This window comes from Pseudomonas sp. S9, from assembly GCF_000222125.1.
GTDB classification, from domain to species: Bacteria; Pseudomonadota; Gammaproteobacteria; order Pseudomonadales; family Pseudomonadaceae; genus Aquipseudomonas; species Aquipseudomonas segetis.
The window spans coordinates 23,323-49,955 of record NZ_AFFX01000016.1 but is presented as its reverse complement, the minus strand read 5'-3'; the positions used below and the strand labels follow the sequence as shown (position 1 = coordinate 49,955).

At 56.0% G+C, this 26,633-nt stretch carries 27 protein-coding genes and 2 pseudogenes; 13 read left to right on the top strand and 16 right to left on the bottom strand.

The genetic code is table 11. The annotated features are described in order from the left end of the window. The 3 genes from PSES9_RS24775 to PSES9_RS0122205 form a co-directional block, all read left to right on the top strand. The coding region (locus tag PSES9_RS24775) for a DUF2933 domain-containing protein (RefSeq protein ID WP_010490715.1) at positions 1–238 on the top strand (238 nt) is incomplete at its 5' end. A gap of 5 nt (positions 239–243) precedes the next feature. After that, complete coding sequence (locus PSES9_RS0122210) at positions 244–2,610, top strand: heavy metal translocating P-type ATPase (RefSeq protein ID WP_010490714.1); 2,367 nt, start codon at positions 244–246, stop codon at positions 2,608–2,610. Positions 2,611–2,766: 156 nt separating this feature from the next. After that, on the top strand, positions 2,767–2,967 hold the full coding sequence (locus PSES9_RS0122205) for a heavy-metal-associated domain-containing protein (protein WP_029529721.1): 201 nt from the start codon (positions 2,767–2,769) through the stop codon (positions 2,965–2,967). A 106-nt stretch (positions 2,968–3,073) separates the two neighbouring features. Here the strand turns inward: PSES9_RS0122205 and PSES9_RS0122200 are convergent, their stop codons facing one another. The 3 genes from PSES9_RS0122200 to PSES9_RS0122190 all read right to left on the bottom strand — a co-directional run bounded on the left by PSES9_RS0122200 (position 3,074) and on the right by PSES9_RS0122190 (position 7,303). After that, positions 3,074–5,422, bottom strand: a complete 2,349-nt coding sequence (locus PSES9_RS0122200) for a S8 family peptidase (RefSeq protein ID WP_010490708.1) — start codon at positions 5,420–5,422, stop codon at positions 3,074–3,076. Positions 5,423–5,610: 188 nt separating this feature from the next. Then, the gene (locus PSES9_RS0122195; RefSeq protein ID WP_010490707.1) at positions 5,611–6,594 is read right to left on the bottom strand and encodes an AAA family ATPase; all 984 of its coding nucleotides are present in this window, start codon (positions 6,592–6,594) and stop codon (positions 5,611–5,613) included. 103 nt (positions 6,595–6,697) lie between these two features. Next, positions 6,698–7,303 carry a DUF6088 family protein gene (locus PSES9_RS0122190; protein ID WP_010490704.1) on the bottom strand — a complete coding sequence of 202 codons (606 nt, stop codon included), beginning with the start codon at positions 7,301–7,303 and terminating at the stop codon, positions 6,698–6,700. A gap of 364 nt (positions 7,304–7,667) precedes the next feature. On the opposite strand from PSES9_RS0122190, the gene PSES9_RS0122185 reads away from it, so the two are divergent. Then, positions 7,668–10,238 (top strand): heavy metal translocating P-type ATPase, encoded by a 2,571-nt coding sequence (locus PSES9_RS0122185; RefSeq protein WP_010490702.1) that lies wholly within the window; start codon positions 7,668–7,670, stop codon positions 10,236–10,238. Between the two features lie 87 nt (positions 10,239–10,325). On the opposite strand, the gene PSES9_RS24975 is transcribed toward PSES9_RS0122185, so the two are convergent. From PSES9_RS24975 to mreA, 5 genes are all read right to left on the bottom strand, one after another. Continuing rightward, positions 10,326–10,460: a YHYH domain-containing protein gene (locus tag PSES9_RS24975; protein ID WP_010490700.1), complete on the bottom strand. Its 135-nt coding sequence runs from the start codon at positions 10,458–10,460 to the stop codon at positions 10,326–10,328. A gap of 107 nt (positions 10,461–10,567) precedes the next feature. After that, positions 10,568–11,287, bottom strand: coding sequence for a TraX family protein (locus PSES9_RS0122175; RefSeq protein ID WP_010490698.1), 720 nt, complete (start codon positions 11,285–11,287; stop codon positions 10,568–10,570). Beyond that, positions 11,284–11,724, bottom strand: coding sequence for a YqaA family protein (locus PSES9_RS0122170; RefSeq protein ID WP_010490696.1), 441 nt, complete (start codon positions 11,722–11,724; stop codon positions 11,284–11,286). Before PSES9_RS0122170 ends, PSES9_RS0122175 begins: the two co-directional genes overlap by 4 nt. Before the next feature lie 4 nt (positions 11,725–11,728). Further along, entirely contained in the window at positions 11,729–12,844 is a 1,116-nt protein-coding gene (locus PSES9_RS0122165; protein ID WP_010490694.1) for a nickel/cobalt efflux transporter, read from the bottom strand. Positions 12,845–12,853: 9 nt separating this feature from the next. Continuing rightward, complete coding sequence (mreA, locus tag PSES9_RS24770) at positions 12,854–13,141, bottom strand: metal-sensing transcriptional repressor MreA (protein ID WP_010490692.1); 288 nt, start codon at positions 13,139–13,141, stop codon at positions 12,854–12,856. Positions 13,142–13,259: 118 nt separating this feature from the next. Here mreA and PSES9_RS0122155 point away from each other — a divergent pair, with 118 nt between their 5' ends. The 3 genes and pseudogenes from PSES9_RS0122155 (at position 13,260) to PSES9_RS24120 (ending at position 15,079) form a co-directional block, all read left to right on the top strand. Further along, complete coding sequence (locus tag PSES9_RS0122155; protein WP_010490690.1) at positions 13,260–13,619, top strand: hypothetical protein; 360 nt, start codon at positions 13,260–13,262, stop codon at positions 13,617–13,619. Between the two features lie 47 nt (positions 13,620–13,666). After that, positions 13,667–14,401: a HupE/UreJ family protein gene (locus PSES9_RS0122150; protein WP_010490689.1), complete on the top strand. Its 735-nt coding sequence runs from the start codon at positions 13,667–13,669 to the stop codon at positions 14,399–14,401. A gap of 15 nt (positions 14,402–14,416) precedes the next feature. After that, positions 14,417–15,079 (top strand): annotated as a pseudogene (locus PSES9_RS24120) (transmembrane anchor protein). 130 nt (positions 15,080–15,209) lie between these two features. Here the strand turns inward: PSES9_RS24120 and PSES9_RS0122140 are convergent. From PSES9_RS0122140 to bufA2, 4 genes are all read right to left on the bottom strand, one after another. Continuing rightward, positions 15,210–15,602 (bottom strand): YkvA family protein, encoded by a 393-nt coding sequence (locus PSES9_RS0122140; RefSeq protein WP_010490683.1) that lies wholly within the window; start codon positions 15,600–15,602, stop codon positions 15,210–15,212. Between the two features lie 163 nt (positions 15,603–15,765). Beyond that, positions 15,766–16,581, bottom strand: coding sequence for an HvfC/BufC N-terminal domain-containing protein (locus PSES9_RS0122135; protein WP_010490681.1), 816 nt, complete (start codon positions 16,579–16,581; stop codon positions 15,766–15,768). Further along, positions 16,572–17,414 carry an MNIO family bufferin maturase gene (bufB, locus tag PSES9_RS0122130; protein WP_010490679.1) on the bottom strand — a complete coding sequence of 281 codons (843 nt, stop codon included), beginning with the start codon at positions 17,412–17,414 and terminating at the stop codon, positions 16,572–16,574. Before bufB ends, PSES9_RS0122135 begins: the two co-directional genes overlap by 10 nt. A 45-nt stretch (positions 17,415–17,459) precedes the next feature. Next, positions 17,460–17,720 (bottom strand): BufA2 family periplasmic bufferin-type metallophore, encoded by a 261-nt coding sequence (gene bufA2, locus PSES9_RS0122125; RefSeq protein ID WP_010490676.1) that lies wholly within the window; start codon positions 17,718–17,720, stop codon positions 17,460–17,462. 314 nt (positions 17,721–18,034) lie between these two features. Here bufA2 and PSES9_RS0122120 point away from each other — a divergent pair, with 314 nt between their 5' ends. The 6 genes from PSES9_RS0122120 (at position 18,035) to PSES9_RS0122095 (ending at position 22,876) form a co-directional block, all read left to right on the top strand. Then, positions 18,035–18,241 carry a co-regulatory protein PtrA N-terminal domain-containing protein gene (locus tag PSES9_RS0122120; protein WP_010490674.1) on the top strand — a complete coding sequence of 69 codons (207 nt, stop codon included), beginning with the start codon at positions 18,035–18,037 and terminating at the stop codon, positions 18,239–18,241. A gap of 199 nt (positions 18,242–18,440) precedes the next feature. Beyond that, positions 18,441–20,264 carry a copper resistance system multicopper oxidase gene (locus PSES9_RS0122115; protein ID WP_010490673.1) on the top strand — a complete coding sequence of 608 codons (1,824 nt, stop codon included), beginning with the start codon at positions 18,441–18,443 and terminating at the stop codon, positions 20,262–20,264. A gap of 12 nt (positions 20,265–20,276) precedes the next feature. Next, positions 20,277–20,564 carry a hypothetical protein gene (locus PSES9_RS0122110; RefSeq protein ID WP_010490670.1) on the top strand — a complete coding sequence of 96 codons (288 nt, stop codon included), beginning with the start codon at positions 20,277–20,279 and terminating at the stop codon, positions 20,562–20,564. After that, positions 20,554–21,600, top strand: a complete 1,047-nt coding sequence (locus PSES9_RS0122105; RefSeq protein WP_029529720.1) for a copper resistance protein B — start codon at positions 20,554–20,556, stop codon at positions 21,598–21,600. The genes PSES9_RS0122110 and PSES9_RS0122105 overlap by 11 nt, the downstream gene beginning before the upstream one ends. A gap of 9 nt (positions 21,601–21,609) precedes the next feature. Next, positions 21,610–22,431, top strand: coding sequence for a c-type cytochrome (locus PSES9_RS0122100; protein WP_010490667.1), 822 nt, complete (start codon positions 21,610–21,612; stop codon positions 22,429–22,431). After that, positions 22,421–22,876: a DUF411 domain-containing protein gene (locus PSES9_RS0122095; RefSeq protein WP_010490666.1), complete on the top strand. Its 456-nt coding sequence runs from the start codon at positions 22,421–22,423 to the stop codon at positions 22,874–22,876. The genes PSES9_RS0122100 and PSES9_RS0122095 overlap by 11 nt, the downstream gene beginning before the upstream one ends. Positions 22,877–23,031: 155 nt before the next feature. Here the strand turns inward: PSES9_RS0122095 and PSES9_RS25460 are convergent. The 4 genes and pseudogenes from PSES9_RS25460 to PSES9_RS0122075 all read right to left on the bottom strand — a co-directional run. Further along, positions 23,032–23,232: pseudogene (locus PSES9_RS25460) on the bottom strand (OprD family porin); the annotation flags it as partial. Positions 23,233–23,389: 157 nt separating this feature from the next. After that, positions 23,390–23,722: a DUF2790 domain-containing protein gene (locus PSES9_RS0122085; protein ID WP_010490664.1), complete on the bottom strand. Its 333-nt coding sequence runs from the start codon at positions 23,720–23,722 to the stop codon at positions 23,390–23,392. A gap of 349 nt (positions 23,723–24,071) precedes the next feature. Beyond that, positions 24,072–25,304: an OprD family porin gene (locus tag PSES9_RS0122080; protein ID WP_036988411.1), complete on the bottom strand. Its 1,233-nt coding sequence runs from the start codon at positions 25,302–25,304 to the stop codon at positions 24,072–24,074. A 244-nt stretch (positions 25,305–25,548) separates the two neighbouring features. Beyond that, on the bottom strand, positions 25,549–26,475 hold the full coding sequence (locus PSES9_RS0122075; protein WP_010490662.1) for a LysR family transcriptional regulator: 927 nt from the start codon (positions 26,473–26,475) through the stop codon (positions 25,549–25,551). Between the last annotated feature and the right edge of the window lie 158 nt (positions 26,476–26,633).

The window sequence follows — 26,633 nt, the reverse complement described above, 5'->3', positions numbered from 1 at the left end:
CACCCACTACTCAGACTCAAAACTGTTTTTCTGGAAAGAAAAAACTGGCATTGCGATAATTATGTTGGCAGTCATCGGCGTGTTTTATGTGGCCCGCGAGCACGTTGACCACCTCCCTCAAGTATTGCTTTATTTGATTCTGTTGCTGTGCCCGCTGATGCACATATTCGGTCACAACCACGGTGATCACTCCCATCGAGGTGATGCTGATACCCCCAAGGATGACAACAGGAAGTGAACCTTATGCACACCAATCCGGACCATCTCGACCATCAGCACTCCAAGCATCATGAAGACCAACACGGGAGTCAGCATGATCCGGTGTGCGGCATGGCCATCAAACCAGACAGCCCATTCAATGACAGCCACGAAGGTCAGACATACCGCTTCTGCAGCGCGAAATGCCAGGAGAAGTTTCGCGCAGACCCTACCCGCTACGTGAACCGTCCCCAGCATGATGAGCATATACATCATGAAACACCGCTTACCGCACATAGAGCCTCTGGGTCTGCGGAGTACACCTGCCCGATGCATCCGGAAATACGTCAGCCACAACCTGGCAATTGCCCCATCTGCGGCATGACCCTGGAGGCAGTGATCCCGGAATTAGAGGAAGAGGAGAATTCAGAACTCAAGGATTTCTCCCGGCGCTTCTGGTGGACGCTCCCTCTCACGATCATCGTGACAGTCTTGGCGATGGCCGGCCACTCATTAACGCTGTTTCATGGTGCAACACAGAACTGGGTTGAGCTTGCCTTGGCGACGCCTGTGACCCTCTGGGGCGGCTGGGTATTCTTTGCCCGTGGCATCGACTCGATCCGCCATCGCAGCCCAAATATGTGGACACTCATTGGCCTGGGTACCTCGGCAGCCTACCTCTACAGCGTTGCCGCGACCCTGGCCCCACAGCTATTCCCTCAAGCCTTCTTCCAAGACGGGCGCATTGGTGTCTACTTCGAAGCTGCGGCAGTAATCATTTCCCTGACATTATTGGGCCAGATGCTCGAACTCAAGGCTCGCTCACAACCCTCAGCCGCTATCAAATCGCTATTGGGTCTGGCTCCCAAAGCCGCGCGGCGCATCAAGCCTGACGGCCAGGAAGAAGATATTCCGTTGACCCATGTGCACCTAGGCGACCATCTGCGAGTACGCCCCGGCGAGAAAGTCCCAGTGGACGGCAGCGTTCTCGAAGGCGAAAGCGCCGTTGACGAGGCCATGCTGACCGGCGAGCCGCTTCCGGTGACCAAGCGCGTTGGCGATACCCTGATCGGCGCAACCATGAATACCCACGGTAGTCTGGTCATGCAGGCGCAAAAGGTAGGGGCCGACACCATGTTGTCCCAGATCGTGCAAATGGTCGCCAGAGCACAGCGCTCCAAGGCACCCATGCAGCGTATGGCCGATGCGGTAGCGGGTTACTTCGTGCTTGGCGTGATCGCTACCGCGATCCTCACGTTCTTCGGCTGGGGCTTGTTCGGTCCGGAGTCGGGCTGGGTATTCGGCCTGATCAACGCGGTTGCAGTACTGATCATTGCCTGCCCCTGTGCACTGGGCCTGGCGACCCCCATGTCGGTGATGGTATCGACCGGCAAGGCTGCCACCAGTGGCGTCTTGTTCCGCGATGCCAGTGCCATAGAGAACCTGTGCAAGATCGATACGCTGATCGTCGACAAGACCGGCACGCTGACCGAGGGACGGCCTGTATTCCATAGCGCAGAAGGTGTCGGCCCGTTCGAACCGAACGAGGTGCTGCGATTGGCTGCAAGCCTTGATCAAGGCAGTGAGCATCCGCTGGCCCATGCAATCGTTGATTACGCCCGCGCTCAGGGCATTGAGTTGGCCAAGCCGGACTCTTTCGAGTCGGGCTCAGGCATCGGTGTGCGCGGCCAAGTAGAAGGTCGGCAGCTGCAATTGGGTAATACAGCGTTGATGGAAGACGCCGGAGTAGATGCCACCCCTCTGAGCAACCGTGCAGAGCAGCTCCGCCTGGAGGGCATCAGCATTGTCTACTTAGCGGTGGATGGTGTCCTGGCAGGACTTCTGGCTGTCTCCGATCCGATCAAGCCGACCTCCAAACAAGCAGTCACCAGGCTTCAAGAGCTCGATGTGAAAGTCATCATGGCCACTGGCGATGGGCTTACAACCGCAAGGGCTGTTGCCAGGGAGTTGGGTATCGAAGAAGTCCATGGCGAGGTTAAACCTCAGGACAAGGAAAAGTTGGTTGCCGATCTGCAGAGCTGTGGCCGCCGAGTAGCCATGGCTGGCGATGGTATCAACGACGCCCCCGCGCTGGCTCGTGCCGATGTGGGTATTGCGATGGGAACCGGTACAGATGTGGCGATGAACAGTGCTCAGGTGACCCTGGTCAAAGGTGATCTGATGGGCATCTTACGGGCAAGAACATTGTCCGTGGCCACGGTAAAGAACATGCGGCAGAACCTAGCCTTTGCCTTCATCTATAACGCCATGGGAATTCCACTCGCAGCAGGGGTGCTTTATCCCCTGACTGGCCACTTGCTGTCGCCCATGATTGCGGCATTGGCTATGAGCATCAGTTCAGCATCGGTTGTATTCAACGCATTGAGACTGCGGAAAACCCGCATCGACTGAAATGAGCATGTATCTAACGCCAGCTGGCAGGCACCGGAATTCAATCAACTCCGAAAGAACATCTACTGGCGCTAAACAACAGGCTTGACCTTACCAACGTGTCAAGGTCGATGCTCAGGTTACGGCATCTTTGCCGCCTAACTAACAAGGTGATTTATGTTCGTTTTACAGGTATCAGGAATGGGTTGTGGCAGTTGCGTAAGCAAGATCACAAAGGCAATTCAGGCGGTAGATGAAACCGCAAAAGTGGAGATTGACCGTGCTGCCGGTAAGGTATCGGTAGACAGCCAAGAACCCGCGGAATCTATCCGCAAGGTGATTCAGGATCTGGGCTATACCGCGCAGGTCAGCCCGTAAGAGTCGACTGGGTTGTGATCGACTCCTTTTGACACCCTCAATCCGAGCTTTTGCGAGCGATGAGGTCATGGCTTCAGGGCCATGGCCTCATTTGAAACCCTTGATCTCAGACCAGGACCGCTGCCTGTGCTTCGATCAGAGATTCCACTGCCGCGTAGAGGTCAACTTCCGTTTGCGGAGTCCTGATCGACACCACCAGACTGTACCTCACGGTGTCGTCATATCGCTGCTGCTTAACAAGCGTTTTCCACCACCCCAGTGCGGGATAGATACCAAGCATTCCCCGTCCTGCCAGTTCGGCTGCAGTACCTCGCCAGATATCCGAGTGGAGTGAGCCTCGATGCCGTGTCTGGGTACCGAGCAGCCAGTTCGGATCTGAGCCGCCGCCCTGGTAGCCACCTTCTTCCTCATCCCGTGCACGCTTGTTGATACGCTGGCGGAACTGGTCACGGTCTTCGTTTGGGCGGCTGACATCGAAGCGTAGGCCATGCGACTCGTAGCGATAACGCCCCTTGATACCGCGTTCGGCTATACCGGGGTTTGGCTCTACGAAGTAGGAAAGTGTCACTCGCATTTCCACATCGATGTTGCCTAAGTTGAGCAGTTCCTCCTGCGGCCAGGGAAGCAGATGAAGATGCATATCCCGCGCGGTGGGGGGCTTGGTGCCCTGCCTCATGAACGGCCTGAGATGGTCCTCGACAATCATGGTCAAGGAGTCGCCAGCACTCCACAGGGCACGATTTAGGTCTGGCACGCCAAAGCCGCAGTGCTTGACCAGATTTTCGTAGCCGGCCTTGGTACCGGCAGCAAGGAAGTCCTGCCGCATGCGATCAGGCCACTCAGCTGAGTGCACGATTAAAGCTCGTACAGTCTCGGGCCAGAACTGTGGGTAGTTCGTCGATACTTGTGCTGCCATGCGAGCTGCTAGCGCGGATGCTGCGCTGGTGGCGCTGGTCGTCGTCAAAAGCCGTTGTTCTGGTTCGTGTGCCGTGGTTACCAGGGAAAGACAGGGCTCGGTGTATGCTTGTTGCCCGTCTGTGGCCAGGTTACCTCCTTCAAACACTACATCGGGTTTCAAGGGCCAAGCCGAGTTGCTCCAGGTCCCCGAAGTCGTGCTGTATGGGCTGAGGCTGCCTGCGGCAGCGATCGGGCGCAATCCAGGGTTGGGAGGGTCGATAGTGACCTTCTGGGTGTAAGCGCCTACGCACAGTGCATTCCAGGCCTGGGCCGGATCATGGATTCCGTCGGTGGTGGTGTTATGCGGGTAGTGGGTGGCCTGGTTCTTGTCCGCATTGCCGGCGGACACGACGATAAGCCGAGGGTTAGCTCTCTCTCCCAACACGTCGGATGCGAGCTCATCAACTGCAGCTGACCATGCGGAGGGGCGGCCGCGATCTCGGTCGTCGAGGCTGGTGATCGCCATGCTGTAGACCCTGCGCACTTCCGGCTTGGCGGTATCCGCCTGGGTTACGGCGTCGATCATCAAAGCGCCGTAGGGCTCCTTTTGATTTCCCTGGGCTGCGGGGAGCAATTTCACCGACTCAAGGCGATGCTCGATCGAAATCGGGTTCTGTCCGTTGAGAGGGTCAAACAGATCACCATAAAGGGCGATTCCTGCGAGCTGTGTGCCATGACCCGTAGTATCCGCAAGACCCCAGTTGTGGTTGACGGTGTAGAGGTCATTCGCGTCAATGTGCTGAGTTAAGAGTGGGTGGCCCCGATTGACTCCGGTATCTAGAAGGCAGACGCGGATACTGCCGCCCCCTGCGGGGGTGGTTCGCTCAAGCAGGTTCTCTACCCATTCTCTTTGTTCTAGCGGCGCAAGGGCATCAAAAAATTCGGCGGTGTCCTTGGCTCTACGAATCTCGGCGACTTCATTGAGCAGCAAGAGTGACCGAGTGATGGCTGCTCGCGAGGCATAAACGTTGAGCACTGTCCGCTCAGGAAACTTCAGCTCTTTTTCGGATGTATGAAAGCCACATGCTTCGGCAACCGACTTAAAGCGATTTAGCACTGCTTCACGGCCTTCCCTGATAGGCAACCAGAATTCCCACCAAATGGTTTCGTTTTCATCTGGCGGCAACACTGCGGGATCATCAGTCCACAGGGCGTTGAAAGCTGCGACTCGGATTTCTTGGATTGGATTCAGGAGCGGAGCGTTGCGCGGACTCCCCTTGGAGGTCTCCACCTCCAGGTATTGCCTGACGAGGTTCTCAAAGGCTTTGAGCTGACCATCTGGAACGAATACCGTGGCGAAGTCAGTATTCGTGGCGGGGTCATGACGCAGGTTCATGAGCTCAATGCGCTGAGCGCCTCGGGCAAGGCCTTCGAATGCAAGCGCGTAACCAGGCTCGCTGCGGAATTCGATTTGCAGGCCGTACCCACCTTCAGACCTGTCTCCTTGTCGCATTTGCCTTTCAGATGCTTCGCGCTGCAGCTGCACTGCAGAGGCCATCTGACCGCTGACATGTTGGAGTTGAGCGAGTAGTTTTCCGCCATGAGCCCCTCGGTTTGGCGTGGGGTAGCGAGGGTCTCGTGTTGCTGATGCTGTGGATCGGAACCGTTCGGGTAGTCCCTGTCCCTGAAGATGAAAGTGAGGCCGTTGTCCGTTGATCGATTCCGTCATCTAAATGCTCTACTACGTTAGGAGTGCCGTCTCCCGTGGAAAGTCTTCCGTTCTTCAAGGTGCCTTTCCACGTCTTTGACCGCCATCTCGGTACGGTCATGAATGATCGTGTCCTTGATCGCGTCGTCTGCCGCCCTCGCAAGTTCTGCATGGCTGAGCCCCTCTGCGACCTTGCAGAGTTTGTCCCAGCTGCGAATCGACTTGGAAAAGTTCGCTAGTCGATTCTTGAGCACAGCCTTGGTCTGTTCCTGATTGGGCAGTCCGTATTCGATAACATCATCGAAGCGTCGGAACAAGGCGTAGTCAAGAATTTCAGGGTGATTGGTGGCAGCGATGATCAGGCTATTGGATTGGTCCTGCTCGATCATCTGCAGAAAGCTGTTCAGGACGCGACGGATTTCGCCCACGTCGTTGGCAAGACCACGCTGGGAACCGATGGCATCGAATTCGTCGAAAAAATAAATGCCGCGAGTATCGCGAATGGCATCAAAAATCTGACGCAGCTTGGCTGCGGTCTCACCCATGTACTTGGTGATGAGGCTATCAAGGCGGACGATGTAGAGCGGAATCCCGAGCTCGCCGGCAAGCGCCGAGGCGGTCATGGTCTTGCCGGTACCAGGTGGCCCAACCAAAAGCAGCTTGCGGCGAGGGGAGAGGCCGTGTGCGCGAATCTTCTCGAAGTTGCGCTGCTCATTGATGATTCTTCCAAGACGGGCATGAGTGGCCTCGTCCAGAATCATTTCCGAAAAGCGGGTCTTTGGAAGAGCTACTGACAGCAGGTTACTCAGCTCGCCGCGAGGCTGCCCGATGGGCACCGGCTGACCGGAAGGCAGACGATTTTTCTTGGCCGAATCAATTAGAGCCCGCAAATCTTCTGCAAGCTTCCCGTGACCCTGCTTAGCCTCATGGGCCGCCATCTGCATAGCAACGGCAAGGAAATGCGTGTCATCTCCCTTGATATGCGAGCGCAGAAGCGCTTTCAGTTGTTCGCCGCTAGCCATGGTTTCTACCTTTGCGTAGGGGTTAGTCTAATCGTTAAGACCCGCTTCTGGCCTTGAATACGTCAACTTTTATTCGCACAAGCAATCAGTGTCTGGCCTGAGTTCAACGCAATTCATTTAACATCGCGGCCCTGCCAAGGGCGGTGGCCATCCAGCTGGGAAGGCTCGCACGGACCGAACCCAGGCTTTCCCACTCCACTTCCGCTAAGTGTCGACGAAGTTTCTGGGCCGAATTTTCAGCCTGATCTTTACCCACCCAGGCCATCGCCCTGAGCGCATCCCCGGCTGGCGTCGCCCCCAATGAGAACAGCCAGTAGGGAGCGTGCTGGAAGTAAATTGTCCGGGAGCCGACTACCAACCGCTTACTGCGCCCTGTGGTCAGGTACACCTCTTTAGTAGAAGCAGCTAGCGTCAACCCCATTGATCTCGCGGCCTGTGCGCCATCGAGCGAGATGCACTGCTTACCCTGAGCGGCGATTGATTTCGCCAATGACTCTGCCGACGGTGCCCTGGTCTGGTCTTTTTCACGCACCGGCGCGACGTAAATACCGCGCGCTATTCGCATCAGTTGCCCGGCTTTAGCCAAGCGACAAAACGCCTGATCAACCGCCGCACGACTTCCAAGATGAAGAAACTCCTTGGGCGCAAGAACCCCACCTTCGCTTAGGGATTGGCTGCGTTCCAAGATCGCTTGCGGGATCGATCGCATATGAAAGCTCGGCTCATATCAATGTCAGATATTTGATTACACTTCTGACATTTGAGCAATGACCGTTCGTCTTTTGTCGCCAGGATTGGGCTAACCGGCTCTTTCTAGGCTGCGCTGAACGTCACGACTGCGCGACAGCTAAAGCGGCACAACTGCGCGCGCATGCGGAACAGGCGTGGACCAAGCAGCTGTCACCCAAAAGTTCTTAGCGTGCGGGCTCTGCCCAGAAGCAGATACGGGCTGCGGCAGTGTCGACGGCAGTTCGAACTGACGCGCCGTGAATTAAATCGCCCACAGGCCTTGACCTTCCCACACGGGGAAGCTTGAAACTTCTCCTCAACAGAAACATTCAAGGGATATTTCAATGGCTTCCGTTGCCCAACAAGACGTCAATCCATCCATGCCCTCAGTCACTCGCCTGAGTCTGCCTATCGAAGGCATGACGTGTGCCTCGTGTGTTGGCCGCGTCGAACGCGCGCTGAAAGAGGTCACCGGCGTGCAGATGGCCTCGCCCAATCTGGCCACCGAGCGCGCCGACATCACTTTCACGGGCTTGGCCGACTCGCAGGCCGCTGTGCGCGCCATCGAGAGCGCCGGCTACACCGTTCGCGAAGAGACCACCGAGCTCGCGATCGAGGACATGACCTGCGCATCATGTGTGGGCCGGGTTGAGAAGGCGCTCGCAAAAGTCCCTGGTGTTCTTAAAGCCACTGTCAACCTGGCGACCGAGACCGCGCGGGTGCGCCACCTTGCCGTTGTCGCCTCCATCGCCGACCTTGAAGCGGCGGTCGAACAGTCGGGTTACAAGTCCCGCCGCGTGTCTGCCGAAACGCCGACTGCGGGCGATCAGGACGCCGAGCGTCGTGAGAGCGAGGCGAGGGCGCTGCGGCGCGCTTTGCTTGTTGCATCCATCCTCACCCTGCCAGTCTTCATCCTTGAGATGGGCTCTCACCTCATTCCCGCCATGCACCATTGGGTGATGGGGGTCCTGGGCCAGCAGACGAGCTGGTATATACAGTTCGCGCTTGCCACCCTGGTCCTGTTCGGCCCGGGCCTGCGCTTCTTCCGCAAGGGCGTACCGGCGTTGCTGCGCATTGCTCCCGACATGAACTCGCTGGTCTCGCTCGGCACTGCGGCTGCTTACGGCTATTCGGTGGTCGCGACCTTTATCCCCAAAGTGCTCCCGCAAGGTACAGCCAACGTCTATTTCGAAGCTGCCGTGGTCATCGTGACCTTGATCCTGCTCGGGCGCACGCTGGAGGCGCGCGCCAAGGGGCGAACGTCGCAGGCGATCAAGCGGCTCGTCGGGCTGCAGGCCAAGACCGCGCGTGTCGAGCGCAACGGCGAGACGATCGAAATTGCGCTCGATCAGGTAACGACAGGTGACGTCGTGCTCGTTCGTCCGGGCGAGAAGGTTCCGGTCGACGGCGAGGTCGTCGACGGAACCTCTTATGTTGACGAGAGCATGATCACCGGCGAGCCGGTGCCCGTGTCGAAGGGAGCGGGAGCCGAGGTCGTCGGCGGTACGATCAACAAGACGGGCGCTTTCAGTTTCCGCGTAACCAAGGTCGGCGCGAACACGATGCTCGCGCAGATCATCCGCCTCGTCGAAGAAGCGCAGGGCTCCAAGTTGCCGATACAGGCGCTGGTCGACAAAGTGACTATGTGGTTCGTCCCGGCGGTGATGGCGGCGGCCGCGCTGACCTTCCTGGTCTGGTTGATTTTCGGCCCAGACCCGGCGCTGACTTTCGCGCTCGTGAATGCGGTCGCGGTTCTCATCATCGCCTGCCCTTGCGCCATGGGGCTGGCCACGCCGACCTCGATCATGGTCGGTACTGGCCGCGCGGCCGAATTCGGCATTCTCTTCCGCAAGGGCGAAGCCTTGCAGGCGCTGCGCGATGTGAGCGTGATCGCTCTCGATAAGACCGGCACACTGACTAAAGGACGCCCCGAACTGACTGACCTCGTCCCTGCCGAGGGCTTCGAATACAACGAGGTCTTGACTCTCGTTGCTGCGGTCGAAACCCGCTCCGAGCATCCAATCGCAGAAGCGATTGTCGCAGCCGCAAAGCAGGCGAATTTCGCGCTCGCACCCATCGAGGGCTTCGAGGCGACACCAGGCTTCGGCGTGTCGGCAAAGGTCGCCGGTCGGACCGTCGCTGTCGGCGCGGACCGGTTCATGACGCAGCTCGGTCTTGATGTGTCGAGTTTCCTGCCAGCCGCCCAGCGTCTTGGCGAGCAAGGCAAGAGTCCGCTCTATGCCGCGATCGACGGCCGCTTGGCGGCGGTTATCGCGATCGCCGATCCGATCAAGGAAACGACGCCCGCGGCGATCAAGGCGCTGCACGCGCTCGGGCTCAAAGTCGCGATGATCACCGGTGACAACGCTGCTACAGCCGCAGCGATCGCCAAGCAGCTCGGCATCGATGAAGTCGCTGCCGAGGTCTTGCCCGACGGCAAGGTCGCAGCACTGAAGAAGTTCCGGACCAATGGCGCGCGGGTCGCCTTCGTGGGCGACGGTATCAACGACGCGCCGGCACTCGCAGAAGCGGACGTTGGGCTGGCCATCGGGACGGGAACCGATGTGGCGATCGAGGCAGCTGACGTAGTACTGATGTCGGGTGACCTGCGTGGCGTGCCGAACGCCATCGCGATCAGCCAGGCAACGATCCGCAACATCAAGCAGAACCTGTTCTGGGCCTTCGCCTACAACGCCGTGCTGATTCCGGTCGCAGCGGGCGCGCTCTACCCGGTGAACGGCACGCTGCTTTCGCCAATCTTTGCGGCTGCGGCGATGGCTTTCTCAAGTGTCTTCGTGCTCGGGAATGCACTCCGGCTCAAGCAATTCAGGGCCCCCATGACCGCCGAAACTCGTACCGAGACGCCGATTAGCAGTACGACATCGAACAAACCACGCCTGGTGAATAGTCGTTAATCCTAGGGATCAGAAACTATGACTGACGAATAAGGAAGTTAACTGGCCGCCACAGATGAAAGGCGGCCAGCCGCTACTGGCAAATGCTTAATGGCAGTGGTAATCGCCCGTTTTGTGGTTGCGATGACAGCCTTTGGAATCCGTACCGCCGCTGTGGGCAAGGGCTGCCACGGAGGTTAAAGCGAGAACAGCAGCAATCAGGACAGCAGAAAACTTCTTCATGAGGAACTCCTTTTCAGTCTCTTGTTATATGTGACACACGTCACGCTTTAACGGTATGGCAAAAGGCCTTCATTGCGCAAGAAGGTTTCTGAAGAGAGGCATCATCACTAACTGAGCGAGCGGATCAGGTGCAGAGCTGCTAGATGGCCGGGGTAGAACCAATAGCCCCAGCGCTTGACCGGCCAAACCCTGAAATGACGCACCCGACGCAGCAGCCATAGTCCAAGCAAGGGGGCGGCAAACGCTGTAAACATGATTAGCAGCGTATAGGGCTGCACCTCCCACTCCGCGACCCATCGGCTGCGACTGTTGGCTAGTACGCAAAGTGCAGCAGGCAATAGCCACACAGGGCCGGGACGCTGAATAGCTAGTAGCAATGCTGCCGGCAGCAGAGCGCCGAAAACCCCATACATCAGGCGCTCTTGAATCAGCACAGCCACGGTTACGCCGGCCAGAGCCAGGACAAAACCGTCGCGCCCACGGTGATGCGCCCCCCAGACGATAAGCAGGCCCAGCATCAGTGAGGGCATTACATTGAGCGTGCTGCTGTCACTGGAAAGCAGGTGATAGGGCAGCTCAGAAATCACCGAAAACGCAGCCATCCAGCCCAGATAGCGAACATTGTCATCGGTGTACACCCCCCCAGATCGAGGGCGTGCGACATTGGCTGCAATCCCCAGGCAGAAAAGCGGAAAGGCAAGCCACCAAATAATGAATAGCCAATCAGCCGCCTGTGGCCAGAGGTAGCGTACGTGATCCAAGAGCATGGTCAGCATCGCCAGCCACTTGATCAGATCCAGGTTGGCGTCGCGCCCTTGCGGGCTCATCCGAGCCACCCCAGCGTAACGCCCGCCAGCAGCAGATAGCGGGCGGCCTTGGCCAGCGTCACAATCAACAGAAAACTCCAGAAGGGTTCGCGCATGACACCCGCCACAACGGTGAGTGGATCACCAATGATCGGCACCCAGCTGAGCAGCAGCGACCAACGACCGAAGCGGTGATAAGCCTGCTGGGTCTTTTCTAGTCGGCTTTCGCTGACTGGAAACCAGCGTTTGTGCCGGTAATGTTCGATAGACCGACCCAGCAGCCAATTCAGTACGGAGCCCAATACATTGCCCGTTATCGCCACCGCCAGTAGTGTCCAGACCGTATAACGGTCAGTCAGCAGCAATCCGACCAGCACCGCTTCCGACTGCATGGGTAGCAGCGTGGCGGCACCGAAGGCGGCGAGGAACAGGCCGACATAGCCGGATAACTCCAACATCACGCTAGGCGTTCAGGCCGTTCCAACCATGGACGCCGACGTAAATCCCCACGCCGATAATCAACAGGCTGGACAGGTACGGGGCCCGACGCGCCACGGTGCCAAACCAAGGCCAACGATTGGACGCTTGGCGTGCGCCGAGAGCGGCGGCGGCACCAACAGTGACTAGGGTAATGGCCAGACCAATGCTGAAGCACAGCACCAAGACGGCTCCGAGCGCGACCTCCTTAACTTGCAGGCAGAGCAGCAGCACGGTGATTGCTGCTGGACAGGGAATCAGGCCGCCCGTAAGGCCGAACATGATGATCTGGCCAGTGGTGACGTTACGGTTGCTGAAGCGCGTACGGATGTCATTGGCATGGGCGCGCTCATGGGCATCCTGATAGCCCTCTAGCGACAGCTCCAGCCCCTCCCGCTCGGTATGCGCTTTATCATGACCGTGGCTGTGCTCGCGGAACTCCAAGTCATAGTCGTGGGAGTGACCGGCATGGCCCAGGCTCAGGCGTGCGGTGAACTCATGAGGCTCGGGAATCTCGTCCAGTGACTCTAGGTAGTCACCCTGATCCGCAAAGCGAAACTGTTGGGCAAACCCATCGGGGCGAGTCGTCAGCAGGCTCACTTCAGCAGCTGGCCAGTCATGGCCAGCCAGGTTCCTCAATCGCCAGCGCGGCGGGACGCTTTCTTCGAAGATCGACAGCTCGACACGACCGTGCCCGGTGTCAATGCGGTGCGTTTCATCGTGATGTTCATCACCTTCCTCGAAGCGCCACATCTGCTCGCCCCGCCAGGTACGCCAAAGCATCCACACCGCGATGACAATGATGATCGCGGCAGAGGCTAGCTGGAAATACGGCTCGGTGGTTTCGGCGTCCAGGTTCTGACCGAGGTACATGCCGGCCATTGCCACAGCCCACACAACCGCAGTGTGCGAGAGCGTTGCGGCCAATCCCAGGAGCACCGCTTGCTTCACTGAACCACGAATGGCCACGATGAACGCTGCCATCATGGTCTTTGAATGCCCCGGTTCAAGACCGTGCAAGACTCCTAGAAGGATAGCGCTGGGAAAGTACAGCCAGGCCTGCGAGGCCCCCTGTTGTAGCAGTTCGGCGAAGCTCGACATGAGAGGAACCTAGAGGTACTTGGTGATTTGCTTGAAGTCTTCAAGAGATGTGCGCTCGCCTGTTGCGAGTGCTTCGACTGTGTGCTCCAGGCAGTGGTCAATGTGATCTTGGATAAGCACACGCTTGGCCTGGCAGACGGCTTTTTCAACAGCATGCAGCTGCTGAGCGATATCGACGCAGGCCCGATGATCTTCGATCATGGTGACGATGCTGCGCAGATGGCCCTCCGCTCGCTTCAACCTTTTGACGATATCGCTATGACTTTGGTGCTGGAGGCCGTGTTCGTGATCGCTCATGCCTTGAGTCTCATGCATCAATGAATTACGCTCGCATGCTATCCCCCTGGGGGGGATACGGTCAAACCGACAGCCTCTCCAGATAAGCCGCCCGCTTAGGTATCGAAAGAACCACGACATGCTCAGCCACCCCGTCAGCACCAAGGTGATTTTTGCCCTTGCTCTCGCCATCATGATGGCTTGGGCAGGACATACCTCTGCGCTGTTTATGGGATCGAGCCAGCAGGCTTGGGATGGTGGCGACACCGATCATTCGCATACCCATGGTGACGAGGCGCTGGCCTGTGCGGCGTACGGGGATCACTGCCACTCGCCTCAGACCGCCGACCATCTGCATGAAACACCGCACCTGACCACGCTGCTGAGTATCACCACACAGCCAGATCGTGCGCAGCCGATAGAAGCCCTTCGCTACTCCATCCCCCCCAGCCCGATCTTTCTGATCGAACGGCCACCACGTCCCATATTCGTGCTCTGACACTGGCCGCCGTGCGGCCCAAGACCACTGCAATTTAGGACTCAACCATGCATTCGCTATTTATGAGCGCAATGGACGCATCGACCGTGCGCCCGAATCGCTCGTTACTACTGTTGCTGCTGTTCACGGCATTGCTGTTTCTCGGCATGCCTGACGCACTGGACCACGCTGTTGCCGAGGGCGACAAGGGTTTTATCCAAGAAAGCTCGGGGGTGATGGCGCTGCCGTTCATCTACATGGGCGCAAAGCACATGATCACCGGCTACGATCACCTGCTGTTCCTCTTCGGTGTGATCTTCTTCCTCTACCGCCTGAAAGACGTAGGGCTCTACGTCACCCTGTTCGCCGTGGGCCACACGGTGACGCTGCTGCTCGGCGTATTGGCGGAAATCAGCATTAGCTCATACGTGATCGACGCCATCATCGGTTTCTCGGTGGTGTACAAGGCATTGGATAACCTGGGCGCGTTCCAGCGCTGGTTCGGTCATCAGCCGAACACCAAAGCGGCCACGCTGATATTCGGCTTGCTGCATGGCTTTGGTCTGGCGACCAAGATTCAGGAGTACGAGATCTCGGCAGATGGCCTGATCACCAACCTGATCGCCTTCAACGTCGGCGTCGAGATTGGCCAGCTGCTGGCCCTGAGTGCCATTCTGATTGTTATGGGCTACTGGCGTCGTACCGCCAGCTTTTGGCGTCATGCCTACACCGCCAACGTCGCCATGATGAGCGCCGGTTTCCTCTTAATGGGTTACCAGCTCATCGGCCTGATCGTGTCTTAATAAGGAATTCTCAACATGTTCAATACCAAGCTTCCAACCTACAGCGAATTGCCGACCAGCCGCCAACTGCTGCGCTCCACCGTGATCGCCGTGAGTGTTGCCGCTGCCTTGCTGGTCACCGTGGTTATGCCATCGGAATACGCCATCGACCCAACTGGAGCTGGCCGCTTGCTCGGCCTGACCCAGATGGGCGAATTGAAAATAACCCTGGCCGAAGAAGCGGCAACGGATGCAGCTGTTCAGCCAGCGACGGCACCAGTCGTACAGGCCCCCGTGCCTGCTCAGCCGGCACCTCAACAACAAGTTGCGGCAGCAGCCGTGGCGGAACCGGCAGTAGAGCCTCAGCTAACCCTGAAGTCCGATGAGATGACTGTCACGCTGAAGCCGGGCGAGGCTAGTGAAATCAAGCTGGAAATGCTGGACAAGGCCACGATCAGCTACGAGTGGACGACAAATGGCGTACCGGTCAACCACGATACCCACGGTGAGCCCTACAACGGCCCGAATGGCTAATTCCACAGCTACAGCAAGGGTAAACAGGTTAAAGGCGAAAAAGGTGATTTCACCGCCATCTTCGACGCCACCCACGGTTGGTTCTGGCGCAACCGCAGCAACAGCGACGTGACCATCACGCTCAAGACCAAGGGCGAATACCTGAGCGTCAAACGAGTTATTTAAAACACGCAGCAATGCTGGGCGTTGATGTCCTCAACGCTCAGCGAACTAGTCGGAAACCACCAAGATTTTACACACTCAACACATCAAGTAGTTTCACTCATGAGCCCAAATGTCGGAGTGCAACCCCGACTCAGTAGCGGGTGTAAAACTTCCAGAGTCCGGCCAACAGTGCCAACCAGAGCAAAATGATCACTATTGCTGCGACTCGACTTACCGGACGCGGTTGCTGGGTCTTTTCCCACGCTAGGGTCAGCTGCCGGCATTCCTCCAGTACAGCCGCAGGCATCAGCTTGATTACTATCCAGATACCCAAAGGTAGCAAGATCACATCGTCCAGGTAGCCAAGGATCGGAATGAAGTCTGGAATTAGATCGATGGGGCTCAGGGCATAAGCGACTACGATGATCGCTACCACTTTCGGCAACCATGGCGTTTGCGGATGCCGGTAACTAAACCACAACATCATCACCTGCCGTTTCAGGGCCTTGGCCCAGCCGCGAACTCGTTGCAATACGTTGCTCACTTTCGAGAAACCGGATCAGAGCGGAAGTACCGGTGGAAATCAATAACGCCGCCACCGTAAACGCTATCACTGGCGATACAGCTGTCCAGAGTACACCCACCAACGTGCTTGAAATGAACTTGGCTGTGTCGTTGACCATACCCCTTGCAACGTAGCGATCAGCTCAATTCAGAAAAATTGTGTCCGAAGTTCCTATTCGGCATGTACGTACCAGAAGCCCATCGCTGATCCAGCTTTTAAGCCAGATAGCAGCTTGCAACGGTGACTGTTCGCCATGCGTACTTAGCAGGTACTCACACATCGAAGCGAACGAGCCTCCATCGGTGAGCAACCGCAAAGCCGAGGCTTCACTTGGCTCTAGAGTGCGGTACTGACACACCAACTTATGCCGCCAAACCAGGCAGTTCATGGGGGCAGACGGAACAACAGCATCAGGAATACCGATTTCTGCCTGGGCGGACTTCCACATATCCACCGTGTTGTGCTGTAGCTGCAACCAACAAACTGAGGGGATGAGACACGCCCGTAGACTGACCCAGTCATCGGCGGAAAAACCACCCATCACATCCAGCGACAGCGGTACTGCATCGGGTGCGTCGAAGGCCAGCGTAAAGGTCCACTCAAGTGTGGCGAGTTCCAGCATAGGAGAGCGCTGTGGCTCGGCAACATAACCACGGATGAACTCTGGCAGCTTTTCACCCAGCCAGCGCAAACTGAAATGTCTTGGCGGCCACGCACTGATGTAAGCCAACGCCAGCTGTTCGAATGATTCGTCACCCATCCAGCGATGTAACGCTGGAAAGTCTTCCCTCATGACGCCAAGAAGCCTGGCGCGATAAGCGTTGTGGTAAATCATCAGGCCATCTGTGGCAGGCAGCGTATTGCTACCTTGGATTTGCTCCAACAGCCCCGGTGGGATCGCGCTATCGCCTGTGGCCAGGTAACGCTCCCGCGCTTCCTGCTGAGCACTCAGACGCATGGTGCGGCAGCCCCTAGAACGTTGGCGGAGATAGAGCGCGCCTTGGACAACTCAGCTAAGAGCTCGTCAAAAGGCGGGAAATGATCATCTCGCTCAATCAGGGTGGCAGTAGCACCCAGGTAGTTCAACGCTTCGCCGTACAGGGCCCAAACCGGACCGGCAATCGGCTGATCGTGGGTGTCGATAAGATAGTGACCGTAGTCGCTATGGCCGGCTAGGTGGATCTGGCGAATCCGCTCACGGGGCAGCTCCATGATGAATTGCCAAGGGTCGAATCCCTGGTTGCGTGAACTGACGTAGACATTGTTCACATCGAGCAATATCTCGCAGCCCGTCAGGCTACTCAGCTCGGCCAGAAACTGGGACTCGCTCATGCAGGACGTTTTCCACTGCACGTAGGCCGACACGTTCTCAAGCACAAGAGGTCGTTGCAATATATCTTGAACCAGCCGAACCCTTGATGCGACATGCAGCAGGCTCTCTTGGGTGAATGGCAGTGGAAGTAGATCATGCAGCTGGTGAGCACTGCCCCTGCTCCAACACAGATGATCAGCAACCCAGCGGGGCTGAACTCGGTCGGCTAGATTTTTCAATTGCCGCAAGTAGTCAGCGTCGATCTCATGAGGACCGCCAATCGACAGGGAAACCCCGTGCATAACCAGCGGATATTGCTCTTTGATCGCATCGAGGAAGTAGAGAGCTTTTCCCCCTCCGACCATGTAGTTCTCGGAGATGATCTCGAACCAGTCGACTGCGGGACGTTGCTCCAAAATCTGCTGGTAGTACTCGCTACGCAAGCCCAAGCCAAAGCCCAGCATGTTGCTTTTACTCATTAGAACTCCGAGTCAAGGGAGTGACTTGCACTCCCTTGGATGGGCTTACTCGCTGGTTTTACCGCCGGCCTCATCGCATTTTTCTTGGGTCATCAAGTTGAAGCCTTGACCTTTACATTCTCCCTGGCCTTTGCAGGCGTTCTTTGCAGTCATGCAATCTTTTTGCCCTTTACAGCCATTCACACCAAAGCATTTTACTTCGGCAGTTTTCGCATCCTGAGCCGCTTGTGCAGGCAGGATGGCAAATAGGCTGGCGGCAACGAGTGCCAATGCGGCACCGGTAGCAACGGTATTTGTGGTCGACATAGTGGCAATCTCTCTTGAGGGTTATGTGGAGGTCAGGACTATTTAGTGCCACTGACCCGAAGAAGCTTAGGCATCGCTGCCAGGCATGCCATAAAACGAATCCGCACAGGCTTCATTAGCGGGCATGAACAGACACTACAGAGCCCTGCAGAGTCTCCACAAGAAAGAAGTAGCAACCTGACAGAACTGTAATGTTCAGCTCAGGTTTATGACAGGGCACTCTGGTTAAGGTTACTTCGAGCCTGAAGCTCAATGCCTGATGGCGACCCAATCAGGGTCACTAGGCTAACTGAACTAAATCGAGGACTGTCCAGATGAAATCAATTAAATCCCTGTTCGTGGTTATCGCGCTTGCCGCGTCTTCGTTGGCAATGGCAGAAGGCGGTGCTGACCGTACTTTTGCGCGCATGGAACAGGCCAGCAAGGTCTCGATGGAAGCCTATCAACTGGCCCAACAACAGAAAAACGAGTCGCCGGTAGCTGGTACTAAAGCCAAAACAGCCGATCACGCCAACTGCTAGTTCGCGGTCAACCTGACAGAAATGTAATCACTTAGCCGGTTGAGATATGGCAATTTCTCAAGCTCGCTGTCGCAACGATTTGAAAAATCACGACAGTGGGCAAGGCTGATAGGGAAACCCCTCCCAGGATGAAACTAACAATCAACCTGACGTCACGGTTGGTTACCCCTGGTTCCTCCAACTGATTGGATATAACGGTATGCACTGCAAAACCTCAAGACGAACCTTCGTTAAAGGCTTGGCCGCCACCGGCATTCTCGGAGGCCTTGGCTTGTGGCGCACTCCCGTTTGGGCGGTGACCAGCCCAGGTCAGCCCAACGTATTGACTGGCACCGACTTCGACTTGTTCATTGGTGAAACGCCAGTAAACATAACCGGCGCAACCCGGACCGCGATGGCTATTAACGGGTCTATTCCAGGGCCAATTTTGCGCTGGAAGGAAGGTGACACCGTCACGTTGCGGGTGAAAAACCGCTTGACCGAAGACACCTCGATTCACTGGCACGGCATCATTTTGCCCGCCAACATGGATGGTGTACCTGGCTTGAGCTTCCACGGCATCGCGCCCGATGGCATGTACGAGTACAAGTTCAAGGTCAATCAAAACGGTACCTACTGGTACCACAGCCACTCGGGGTTGCAGGAGCAGATTGGCGTTTACGGCGCTTTGGTGATTGATGCCAAAGAGCCTGAGCCATTCAGCTATGACCGTGACTACGTGGTGATGCTGACTGACTGGACCGATGAAGACCCAACCCGGTTATTGGCCAAGCTCAAAAAGCAGTCGGACTACTACAACTTTCATAAACGCACCGTTGGCGACTTTATCAACGACGTCAGCGAGCAAGGTTGGTCGGCAACAATTGCAGATCGCAAGATGTGGGCTGAAATGAAGATGAGCCCCACCGATCTCGCCGACGTCAGCGCCTATACCTACACCTACCTGATGAACGGCCAGGCACCTAATGGCAACTGGACCGGTATCTTCAAGCCGGGTGAAAAGCTCCGTTTGCGCTTTATCAACGGTTCGGCGATGAGCTACTTCGACGTACGTATCCCCGGCTTGAAGATGACCGTGGTGGCCGCCGACGGCCAGTACGTAAGCCCGGTCAGTGTCGACGAGTTCCGTATCGCCGTTGCCGAGACCTACGACGTGATTGTCGAGCTCGCCGAGCAAGAGGCTTACACCATTTTTGCTCAGTCCATGGATCGCACCGGCTATGCCCGCGGCACTCTGGCTATACGAGAGGGCTTGAGCGCTGCAATACCCGAAACGGATCCTCGCCCCCTGATCGCCATGGGCGACATGGGTATGGATCACGGCAGCATGGCGGGTATGGACCATGGCAGCATGCAAGGCGACATGAGCGGCATGGACCACAGCAAGATGGCTGGAATGAGCCCTGGTGCCATGCAAGGTGACATGCCGGGCATGGATCACAGCAAAATGGCCGGCATGGACCATTCAGGTATGGCGGGGATGGACGCAGGCGCATCAATGCAAGCGCACCCAGCCTCTGAAACCAATAACCCGCTGGTCGACATGCAGACCATGACCCCAACCCACAAGCTGGACGATCCGGGCATCGGATTGCGTGGTAATGGTCGTCGCGTGCTGACCTATTCCGACTTAAAAAGCACCTTCCCCGATCCGGATGGCCGTGAGCCCAGCCGAACCATTGAGCTGCACCTCACCGGGCACATGGAGAAATTTTCTTGGTCATTCGACGGCATCAAGTTTTCGGATGCCGAGCCGTTGCGCCTTAAGTACGGCGAGCGCGTGCGCATCACGCTGGTCAACGACACCATGATGACGCACCCCATCCACCTTCACGGAATGTGGAGTGATCTGGAGGATGCGAACGGCAACTTTATGGTTCGAAAACACACCATCGACATGCCGCCAGGTTCCAAACGCAGCTATCGAGTAACGGCTGATGCATTGGGTCGCTGGGCCTACCACTGCCACCTGCTACTCCACATGGAAATGGGCATGTTCCGTGAAGTTCGTGTGGATGAGTAAAGGAGATATCTGATGAGCACTTTTATGAAGCGAAAAGCCCTGGTTGGCAGCGCTGTTATGTTGAGCCTTTCGGCTGTTCTGTATGCTCCGCTGTCATTGGCCGGTGCAGGTCACAGTGAGCACGAACAACACGCGACTCAAGCCCCTGCGTCTGAAGCCGCAAGTGAAAAAAATACCGCGCACGCGAAAGAAAAGGCTGCGGCTAGCCAGCAAATGGATCATGGCGGCATGGACCACGAAAACATGATGGATAAGCATGGCGGCAGCGAAGCCGAAGCAGGTTCGAACCATGACCACTAGGCTTTTACACCCGTCCCTAATAGCACTGGCAGTGTCGCTGAGCGTGCTTAGCAGCGGGTTAACTCACGCTGCAGAGGAAATGGATCATTCGGCCATGGGCCACGGTTCCATGCCGATGGACCATAGCAAGATGAACCACGGCTCTACCAAAGAACCGATGCCGGGCATGGATAATAGCCAGATGGGTCACAGCCAAAGCCAGCCCCCCAAAAAAGCTCCGGCTATGGACCACAGCAAGATGGGTCACGGCGCCATGCAAGGGCAGATGGAGGGTATGGATCATACAAAGATGAACCATGGTTCCGCTGAAGCCCCGAGAACCACCAGTCGCACGCCTATCCCGGTACTGACAGATGCGGATCGTGAAGAAGCGTTCCCGCCTTTGCCAGGCCACAAGGTTCACGCCAGCGCCATCAACAGCTTTTTCCTGCTCGATCAGCTCGAATACCAAGATGCCGATGAAGGCAGCACCTTGGCTTGGGATGCGTCCGCTTGGATCGGCGGAGACATCAATCGTCTCTGGCTGCGCTCCGAAGGTGAACGCACCAATGGCGTCACTGAGGATGCTGAATTGCAGGCCTTGTACGGGCGCTCGATTGGTCCTTGGTGGGATGTGGTCGCGGGTGTTCGCCAAGACTTCAAGCCAGAGACGCCACAGACTTGGGCCGCATTCGGCATCCAGGGTATGGCGCTGTATGCCTTTGAGGCGGAGGCCACTGCCTTTGTCGGCGAGAACGGCCAGACGGCTGCGCGCTTAGAGGGCGAGTACGACATCCTGCTGACCAATCGCCTAATCCTTCAGCCGACCGCTGAAGTGAATTTCTACGGCAAGAACGATTCGGAGCGAGGAATCGGCTCCGGTCTGGCCAACGCCGAGGTCGGTCTTCGATTGCGCTACGAGATTATTCGTCAATTCGCACCTTATATCGGCGTTTCATGGAGTCGCTCCTATGGCAATACTGCCGACCTAGTGCGCGATGAAGGTGGCGATATTGAAGACGCACGATTTGTCGCCGGTATCCGGATGTGGTTTTGAGAAACGAAAATGAAAAAAACAATTAAAACCCTCGTTGCGGCGAGCGTAGCCGGAAGTATCGCGGTAGGGGCCGTGGCCTATTTGGGTCTGGTCAACGTGGGGGCTGATGATCCTCACTTCCCTGCAGTGCATGCATTCCTGGCGATGGTCCGTGATCGCTCTATCGAAGTGCGCTCCAAGGATATTGCGGTACCTAACCTCAATGACGAGACGCTGATTAAAGCTGGCGCAGGCAACTACAACTCGATGTGCATCGGCTGCCATTTGGCAACGGGCGTCGCGGAAACTGAGCTAAGCCAAGCACTTTACCCCGCTCCGCCTAACCTTGCGAAGGTGGGTATCGATGGCAGTCCAGCCGCTGCGTTCTGGGTGATCAAGCATGGCATCAAGGCCACTGGCATGCCGGCCTGGGGCAAGAGTATGGGTGACCCGTACATCTGGGGCATGGTCGCATTCCTCAACCAGTTCCCGAAAATGGATGCCCAGCAGTATCAAGCGCTGGTTGCGTCGAGCGGTGGTCACGAGCATGGCGGCGGTGAGACCCGGATGCATAATCACGAGGGCCAACACAGCAGCCCCAAAGCAGGTCATCACGCCCAACCAGAAACTTCGCCTGATCATCATGCTTCGAATACTCTAGATACAAGCACCGGCGCCAATCATCACGGTGATTCGACGAGTACTACGGTCCACCATGAGGCCGATATGATGCCATCAAATAATAGTAACGCTGATTATCACGCAACTGAGCCAACTCAACAGGAGCAGGCCCCGACCGCTCCCAAAACCCACACTCACGCCAATGGCAAAGAGCACCTACATGACAGCTAAAAGTAAAGTAGCGCGAGTGGCAATGCTGGCCGCCTTTTTCATGACTTCAGCAGTTAACGCTACTGATGCCCTGACAATTGAAGTGCACCGTGATGCAAATTGCGGATGCTGCAAGAAGTGGATCTCGCACCTCGAAGCGAATGACTTCAAAGTCGTTGACCATATCGAAAGCAACATGACAGCAGTGAAGCAAGGTCTGGGCGTCTCGCCGCGGCTGGCGTCTTGCCACACCGCGGTGATTGACGGCAAGTTCGTCGAAGGTCATGTGCCGGCGGCTCAGGTCATCGAACTCACCAAGCGCGATGATCTCGTGGGCATCGCTGTTCCCGGGATGCCGGCGGGCTCCCTGGGCATGGAAGTCGATGGCGTAAAGCATTCCTACCAGGTCATTGGCTTGACCAAGGCGGGGACCGATCAGTTCGTTGCAGAATACCCCGTGAAATAGTACTGCCTGCCAGCACGGTTGCTTACGTCTGGTGTGGCCGATTCTTCTTCAAACTACCCATAAGTAGAAAGGGCTCCCGAGGGCGCCGAGGGCAGCCTACAAACCAAAGGAGCACTGTGAGGGAACAGCAGGACCACGACGCGAACGGGCGTACGCCACTCTTCCGAATAACGACTACCCAAGCTGCTAGACTGGCCTTTGCGGAAGTCACGGTTGAAGTAGAGATTTCAATTGAGGATGGTCAGGCTACTGCCTTCAATAAATCTTTCGCACTTCTCGTCGGCAGCCATTGCGGCTTTCCAGATAATGATGCTTAGAGCAAGTAGAGAAATTCCTAACAGGGTCCTGCTATTCATAAATGCTTCTGATGTCATTGGCAGTTGTCATTGTGTGGTCGCATCCATATACCAAGCGCGCCGGGCATAACTAGGCGCGCTTTGGCCATATTTGCACATGCCAAATAACGTCAGGGGGGACTTGAAAATTACTTTTCAGTCAGCGTGATGTCATTCATTAATTTTGGCTCCGGCAGCCTGTCCCGGCTACCCGATACTCAAGAATATTCAGATCACCGTTGGAGTCCTCGTAGGTCATCTGAGCCGGCATAACATTACAGCTAGAGTCCGTTGAGGTAGTGGCAACGACCCTTGCGACATCAAGCTTCATGCCGTAGCGGTAATGAATAACTTCGGGCGGATTCATCCCATTAGCTTCAGCATACTCTTGCATGGCTTGCTCATTGGCTTGAATCATCCGACCATAAACACGATCAGAACCTCCTTCTGCCACAGCAAAAGAAGAAATGGTCAAGATCGAAAGCGCAGCGACAGTTCTTAAGCCTTTCATATTTAATAACTCCTTTTAAGTAGTACTTAAAGTGTAAGCCCAAGACCCTGTCATAAACGTGAAGCTAGAATTACATTCCTGTAACGGATCTAAACACTTTGTGTAGGAGAAATTTTGGCGTATCAGTTTGTTGCGCCCCCCAGAATGGTTGCAGACATTAGCTTCACAAGATAGCGACTTCATCCTCCGCATTGGTAAGTAGGTTATTGGAAATGACCGCTTTGCTGAGGAGATCATTGCTTCGACCAGGTTGGTAGTAGTGCAGTCTTGATGACTCCAGATAATCTTCGTCCGTGCATACTGCCAAATGCGTGCGCTGCAGAACCAGTGCAGCGCACGGTATTGACGACTACATCAATGGAAGGGTGTAGCTGACGATCAAGCGGTTTTCGTCAACGTCATTGCCGAAGTTGGTCGAGCGCAATGTGGCGTTGCGCCATTTCACGCCAAGATTTTTTAGCGCACCGTCTTGGAAGACATAGGCGATGTCAGTATCGCGCTCCCATTCCTTGCCATCGGAAATGCCAGCACCTAAATCAATATCGTCGCCGGTAAGGTAACGGGTCATGAACGTCAACCCTGGGATACCAATGCTGGCAAAATTGAAGTCATAACGGGCCTGCCATGAGGTCTCGTCTTTGTTGGCAAAGTCGCCGATCTGCACATAGTTGACTAGGAACGGATCGGTGCCATTGATGTAGGCGTAACCGGTGTCTCCGCTCATGTTCTGGTAGCCAACGCCAAGTGCGTGACCGCCAAAGGCATAAGTGAACATCGCTCCGAATGCCTTGTTGTCGACGTTGCTGTTGCCCTCGTCGGTAGAGCGGGCATAGCGCAGATCAGTTTTCAGCGATTGTTTGTCACCTAGTGGCAAGATGTGCAGGGCAGTGAAAATATGCTGCCTGTAGAAGTCGTCTAATTTGCCATAGTTGTAGCCAGTGGTCAGGTTACTGTTCCATTTGTAGGTCGCACCGGCGAAGTTGAACTCATCGCTGGTCTGGGTGCCGCCGCCACTGATAGCGCGCGCTGCACCACTGGTAATGCTGAGGTCTTCGCTATCAGAGGAGTCACGCTGACTTACCTGCTTGAGTTGGCCTGCATCGAAGGTTAGGCCGTCAATCTCCAACGAGTTGAGATGCCCTCCCTGAAACGTCTGTGGAAGCAGGCGCGAATCGTTCGCTTGGACGGTTGGCAACCTAGGTTGAAGCGTACCCAGTTTCAGTACGCTGTTGGAGGCGCGCAGTTTCGTAGTTAAGCCCATCTCGCCATATTCATCCTGCGCGGCACGTGGTGCTTCTTTATCGCGCTTGAGCAGACCAGTGCCTGAACGATCGGCACTGGAATCCAGCTTGAGGCCAAGCATGCCGATGGCGTCGATGCCAACACCGACTGTCCCCTCAGTGAAACCGGACTCGTAGCGCAGCAGAAAGCCCTGGGCCCATTCCTCTTGTTTTGATTGCTTGGCTGAGTCTTGACGAAAATCTCTATTGAAATAGAAATTACGTGCTTCCAAACCAACTTTGTTGTCCTCAAAAAAGTCAGCGGTCGCAGGTTGGCTGAGGCCCATAATTCCAGTGCTCATTAAGAGGCCAATAGTGGGACGGCTAAGCCATTGAACTTTAGGTATGGCAATAAACATGTACTCTCCTTGTTGGACGTGTTGTGGTGGACGTGGCGCAGGCTCAGGGAGAGGTATTGCATTTATGTGTTATTCTGATGACATTATTGTTTCTCTAATCTAGAGTCGAACGAAGCCTAGGCAGGGCAAGAGTTTTAGCGCTAGCGATAAGATTTATGTTTGTTTCAGAGATATTACAATTTGAGGATCATAACTCTGATATTTCTCTACAGGATTGCTTAGTGAACCAGGTATGGCGATCATCGAAGCCTTTGCGGATGAGCGATAACAACTCCTGCACTTCTTGCCGCCCCGATGTCAGCGGAGAGGTGGAGACCCACACGACCCGCGCTAAGGCGAGCTCGAATAGCTCGTCAAGAGGTAACAGGTTTCGATCTATATTGGAGATATAGTTCGGTAGTAGCCCGATACAAGAGGAATTTCTGAGCAAATCCGCTACCCACTCTTGTGAGTGCACCTGAACGACCGAGCTCTGACGCTGGCGTATTAACTGATTCCATGGCTCGAAACTGTCAACCGCTGTATTTCCCGCGTACTGAACCAGCATGAAATCATTGAGATCCGCAACTGATCTTGGCAGGCGTTTCCCCGCATAACGTTTTGCCATATAAGCACAATAAGAAATGCGCGCAAGCTGCAATGGCTTGGTCATTGCAAAGCCTGGATTAGGCCTTGATTTGGCGGGGTCGGCGATCCAGACCATGACATCCACCAGCTCCTCGGGTTCGCCCTCCAGAGGGATGATTTCTAGTCTCGCTGCAGCGTGCTTACGTAGCCAGGAGATCAAGTCCCGGGCCAGAAGGTCGGTGAGCAATGCTGTTGGCACAGCAAGACGTACCAGCGGTCGTTGGATACTGGCGCCCTCTGGATGCAAGTCGCCAAATTGTCTCGCTAGCGTCTGCTGCAGTTGACGACCTGTCGCACTCAGGCTCAACTCGCGCCCCTTATATAAGAAAAGCGGGCTACCTACGCTTTCCTCTAACTTTCTGAGTCTTTTGCGCATCGGCACAACTTGCATGTTTAAGCTGCGCGCAGCCTGCCTAAAGCAGGCGCAGCGCGCGCTAGTCATGAAAATCTGTGCTAATTGACGGTCAATGGATAGTGAGTCAGACATGATAAGCAGTCAAAGTTCGTTCCAAGTAATTAGATGCACTTTGAGCTTAACGACACGAACATAACGCTAGGATCGCTGAATTATTACTTCTTTGTAATCTGACATAGTGAAATGAACTTATCCGCTCTGATTTAAGTTGCGTCACAGCACCATGATTA

Bases quoted from the DNA above. Each gene is read 5' to 3' on its own strand.
- bufA2 (WP_010490676.1), bottom strand. From the start codon at position 17,720: ATGTCGACCACAAATACCGTTGCTACCGGTGCCGCATTGGCACTCGTT.
- PSES9_RS24975 (WP_010490700.1), bottom strand. From the start codon at position 10,460: ATGAAGAAGTTTTCTGCTGTCCTGATTGCTGCTGTTCTCGCTTTAACC.
- PSES9_RS0122085 (WP_010490664.1), bottom strand. From the start codon at position 23,722: ATGAAAGGCTTAAGAACTGTCGCTGCGCTTTCGATCTTGACCATTTCT.
- PSES9_RS0122170 (WP_010490696.1), bottom strand. From the start codon at position 11,724: ATGTTGGAGTTATCCGGCTATGTCGGCCTGTTCCTCGCCGCCTTCGGT.
- PSES9_RS0122115 (WP_010490673.1), top strand. From the start codon at position 18,441: ATGCACTGCAAAACCTCAAGACGAACCTTCGTTAAAGGCTTGGCCGCC.
- PSES9_RS0122200 (WP_010490708.1), bottom strand. From the start codon at position 5,422: ATGGCCTCTGCAGTGCAGCTGCAGCGCGAAGCATCTGAAAGGCAAATG.
- PSES9_RS0122190 (WP_010490704.1), bottom strand. From the start codon at position 7,303: ATGCGATCGATCCCGCAAGCGATCTTGGAACGCAGCCAATCCCTAAGC.
- PSES9_RS0122135 (WP_010490681.1), bottom strand. From the start codon at position 16,581: ATGCGTCTGAGTGCTCAGCAGGAAGCGCGGGAGCGTTACCTGGCCACA.
- PSES9_RS0122175 (WP_010490698.1), bottom strand. From the start codon at position 11,287: ATGAGCCCGCAAGGGCGCGACGCCAACCTGGATCTGATCAAGTGGCTG.
- PSES9_RS0122205 (WP_029529721.1), top strand. From the start codon at position 2,767: ATGTTCGTTTTACAGGTATCAGGAATGGGTTGTGGCAGTTGCGTAAGC.
- PSES9_RS0122100 (WP_010490667.1), top strand. From the start codon at position 21,610: ATGAAAAAAACAATTAAAACCCTCGTTGCGGCGAGCGTAGCCGGAAGT.
- PSES9_RS0122095 (WP_010490666.1), top strand. From the start codon at position 22,421: ATGACAGCTAAAAGTAAAGTAGCGCGAGTGGCAATGCTGGCCGCCTTT.
- PSES9_RS0122165 (WP_010490694.1), bottom strand. From the start codon at position 12,844: ATGTCGAGCTTCGCCGAACTGCTACAACAGGGGGCCTCGCAGGCCTGG.
- PSES9_RS0122120 (WP_010490674.1), top strand. From the start codon at position 18,035: ATGAAATCAATTAAATCCCTGTTCGTGGTTATCGCGCTTGCCGCGTCT.
- mreA (WP_010490692.1), bottom strand. From the start codon at position 13,141: ATGAGCGATCACGAACACGGCCTCCAGCACCAAAGTCATAGCGATATC.
- PSES9_RS0122155 (WP_010490690.1), top strand. From the start codon at position 13,260: ATGCTCAGCCACCCCGTCAGCACCAAGGTGATTTTTGCCCTTGCTCTC.
- PSES9_RS0122210 (WP_010490714.1), top strand. From the start codon at position 244: ATGCACACCAATCCGGACCATCTCGACCATCAGCACTCCAAGCATCAT.
- PSES9_RS0122195 (WP_010490707.1), bottom strand. From the start codon at position 6,594: ATGGCTAGCGGCGAACAACTGAAAGCGCTTCTGCGCTCGCATATCAAG.
- PSES9_RS0122105 (WP_029529720.1), top strand. From the start codon at position 20,554: ATGACCACTAGGCTTTTACACCCGTCCCTAATAGCACTGGCAGTGTCG.
- PSES9_RS0122185 (WP_010490702.1), top strand. From the start codon at position 7,668: ATGGCTTCCGTTGCCCAACAAGACGTCAATCCATCCATGCCCTCAGTC.
- PSES9_RS0122080 (WP_036988411.1), bottom strand. From the start codon at position 25,304: ATGAGCACTGGAATTATGGGCCTCAGCCAACCTGCGACCGCTGACTTT.
- PSES9_RS0122110 (WP_010490670.1), top strand. From the start codon at position 20,277: ATGAGCACTTTTATGAAGCGAAAAGCCCTGGTTGGCAGCGCTGTTATG.
- PSES9_RS0122075 (WP_010490662.1), bottom strand. From the start codon at position 26,475: ATGTCTGACTCACTATCCATTGACCGTCAATTAGCACAGATTTTCATG.
- PSES9_RS0122150 (WP_010490689.1), top strand. From the start codon at position 13,667: ATGCATTCGCTATTTATGAGCGCAATGGACGCATCGACCGTGCGCCCG.
- bufB (WP_010490679.1), bottom strand. From the start codon at position 17,414: ATGAGTAAAAGCAACATGCTGGGCTTTGGCTTGGGCTTGCGTAGCGAG.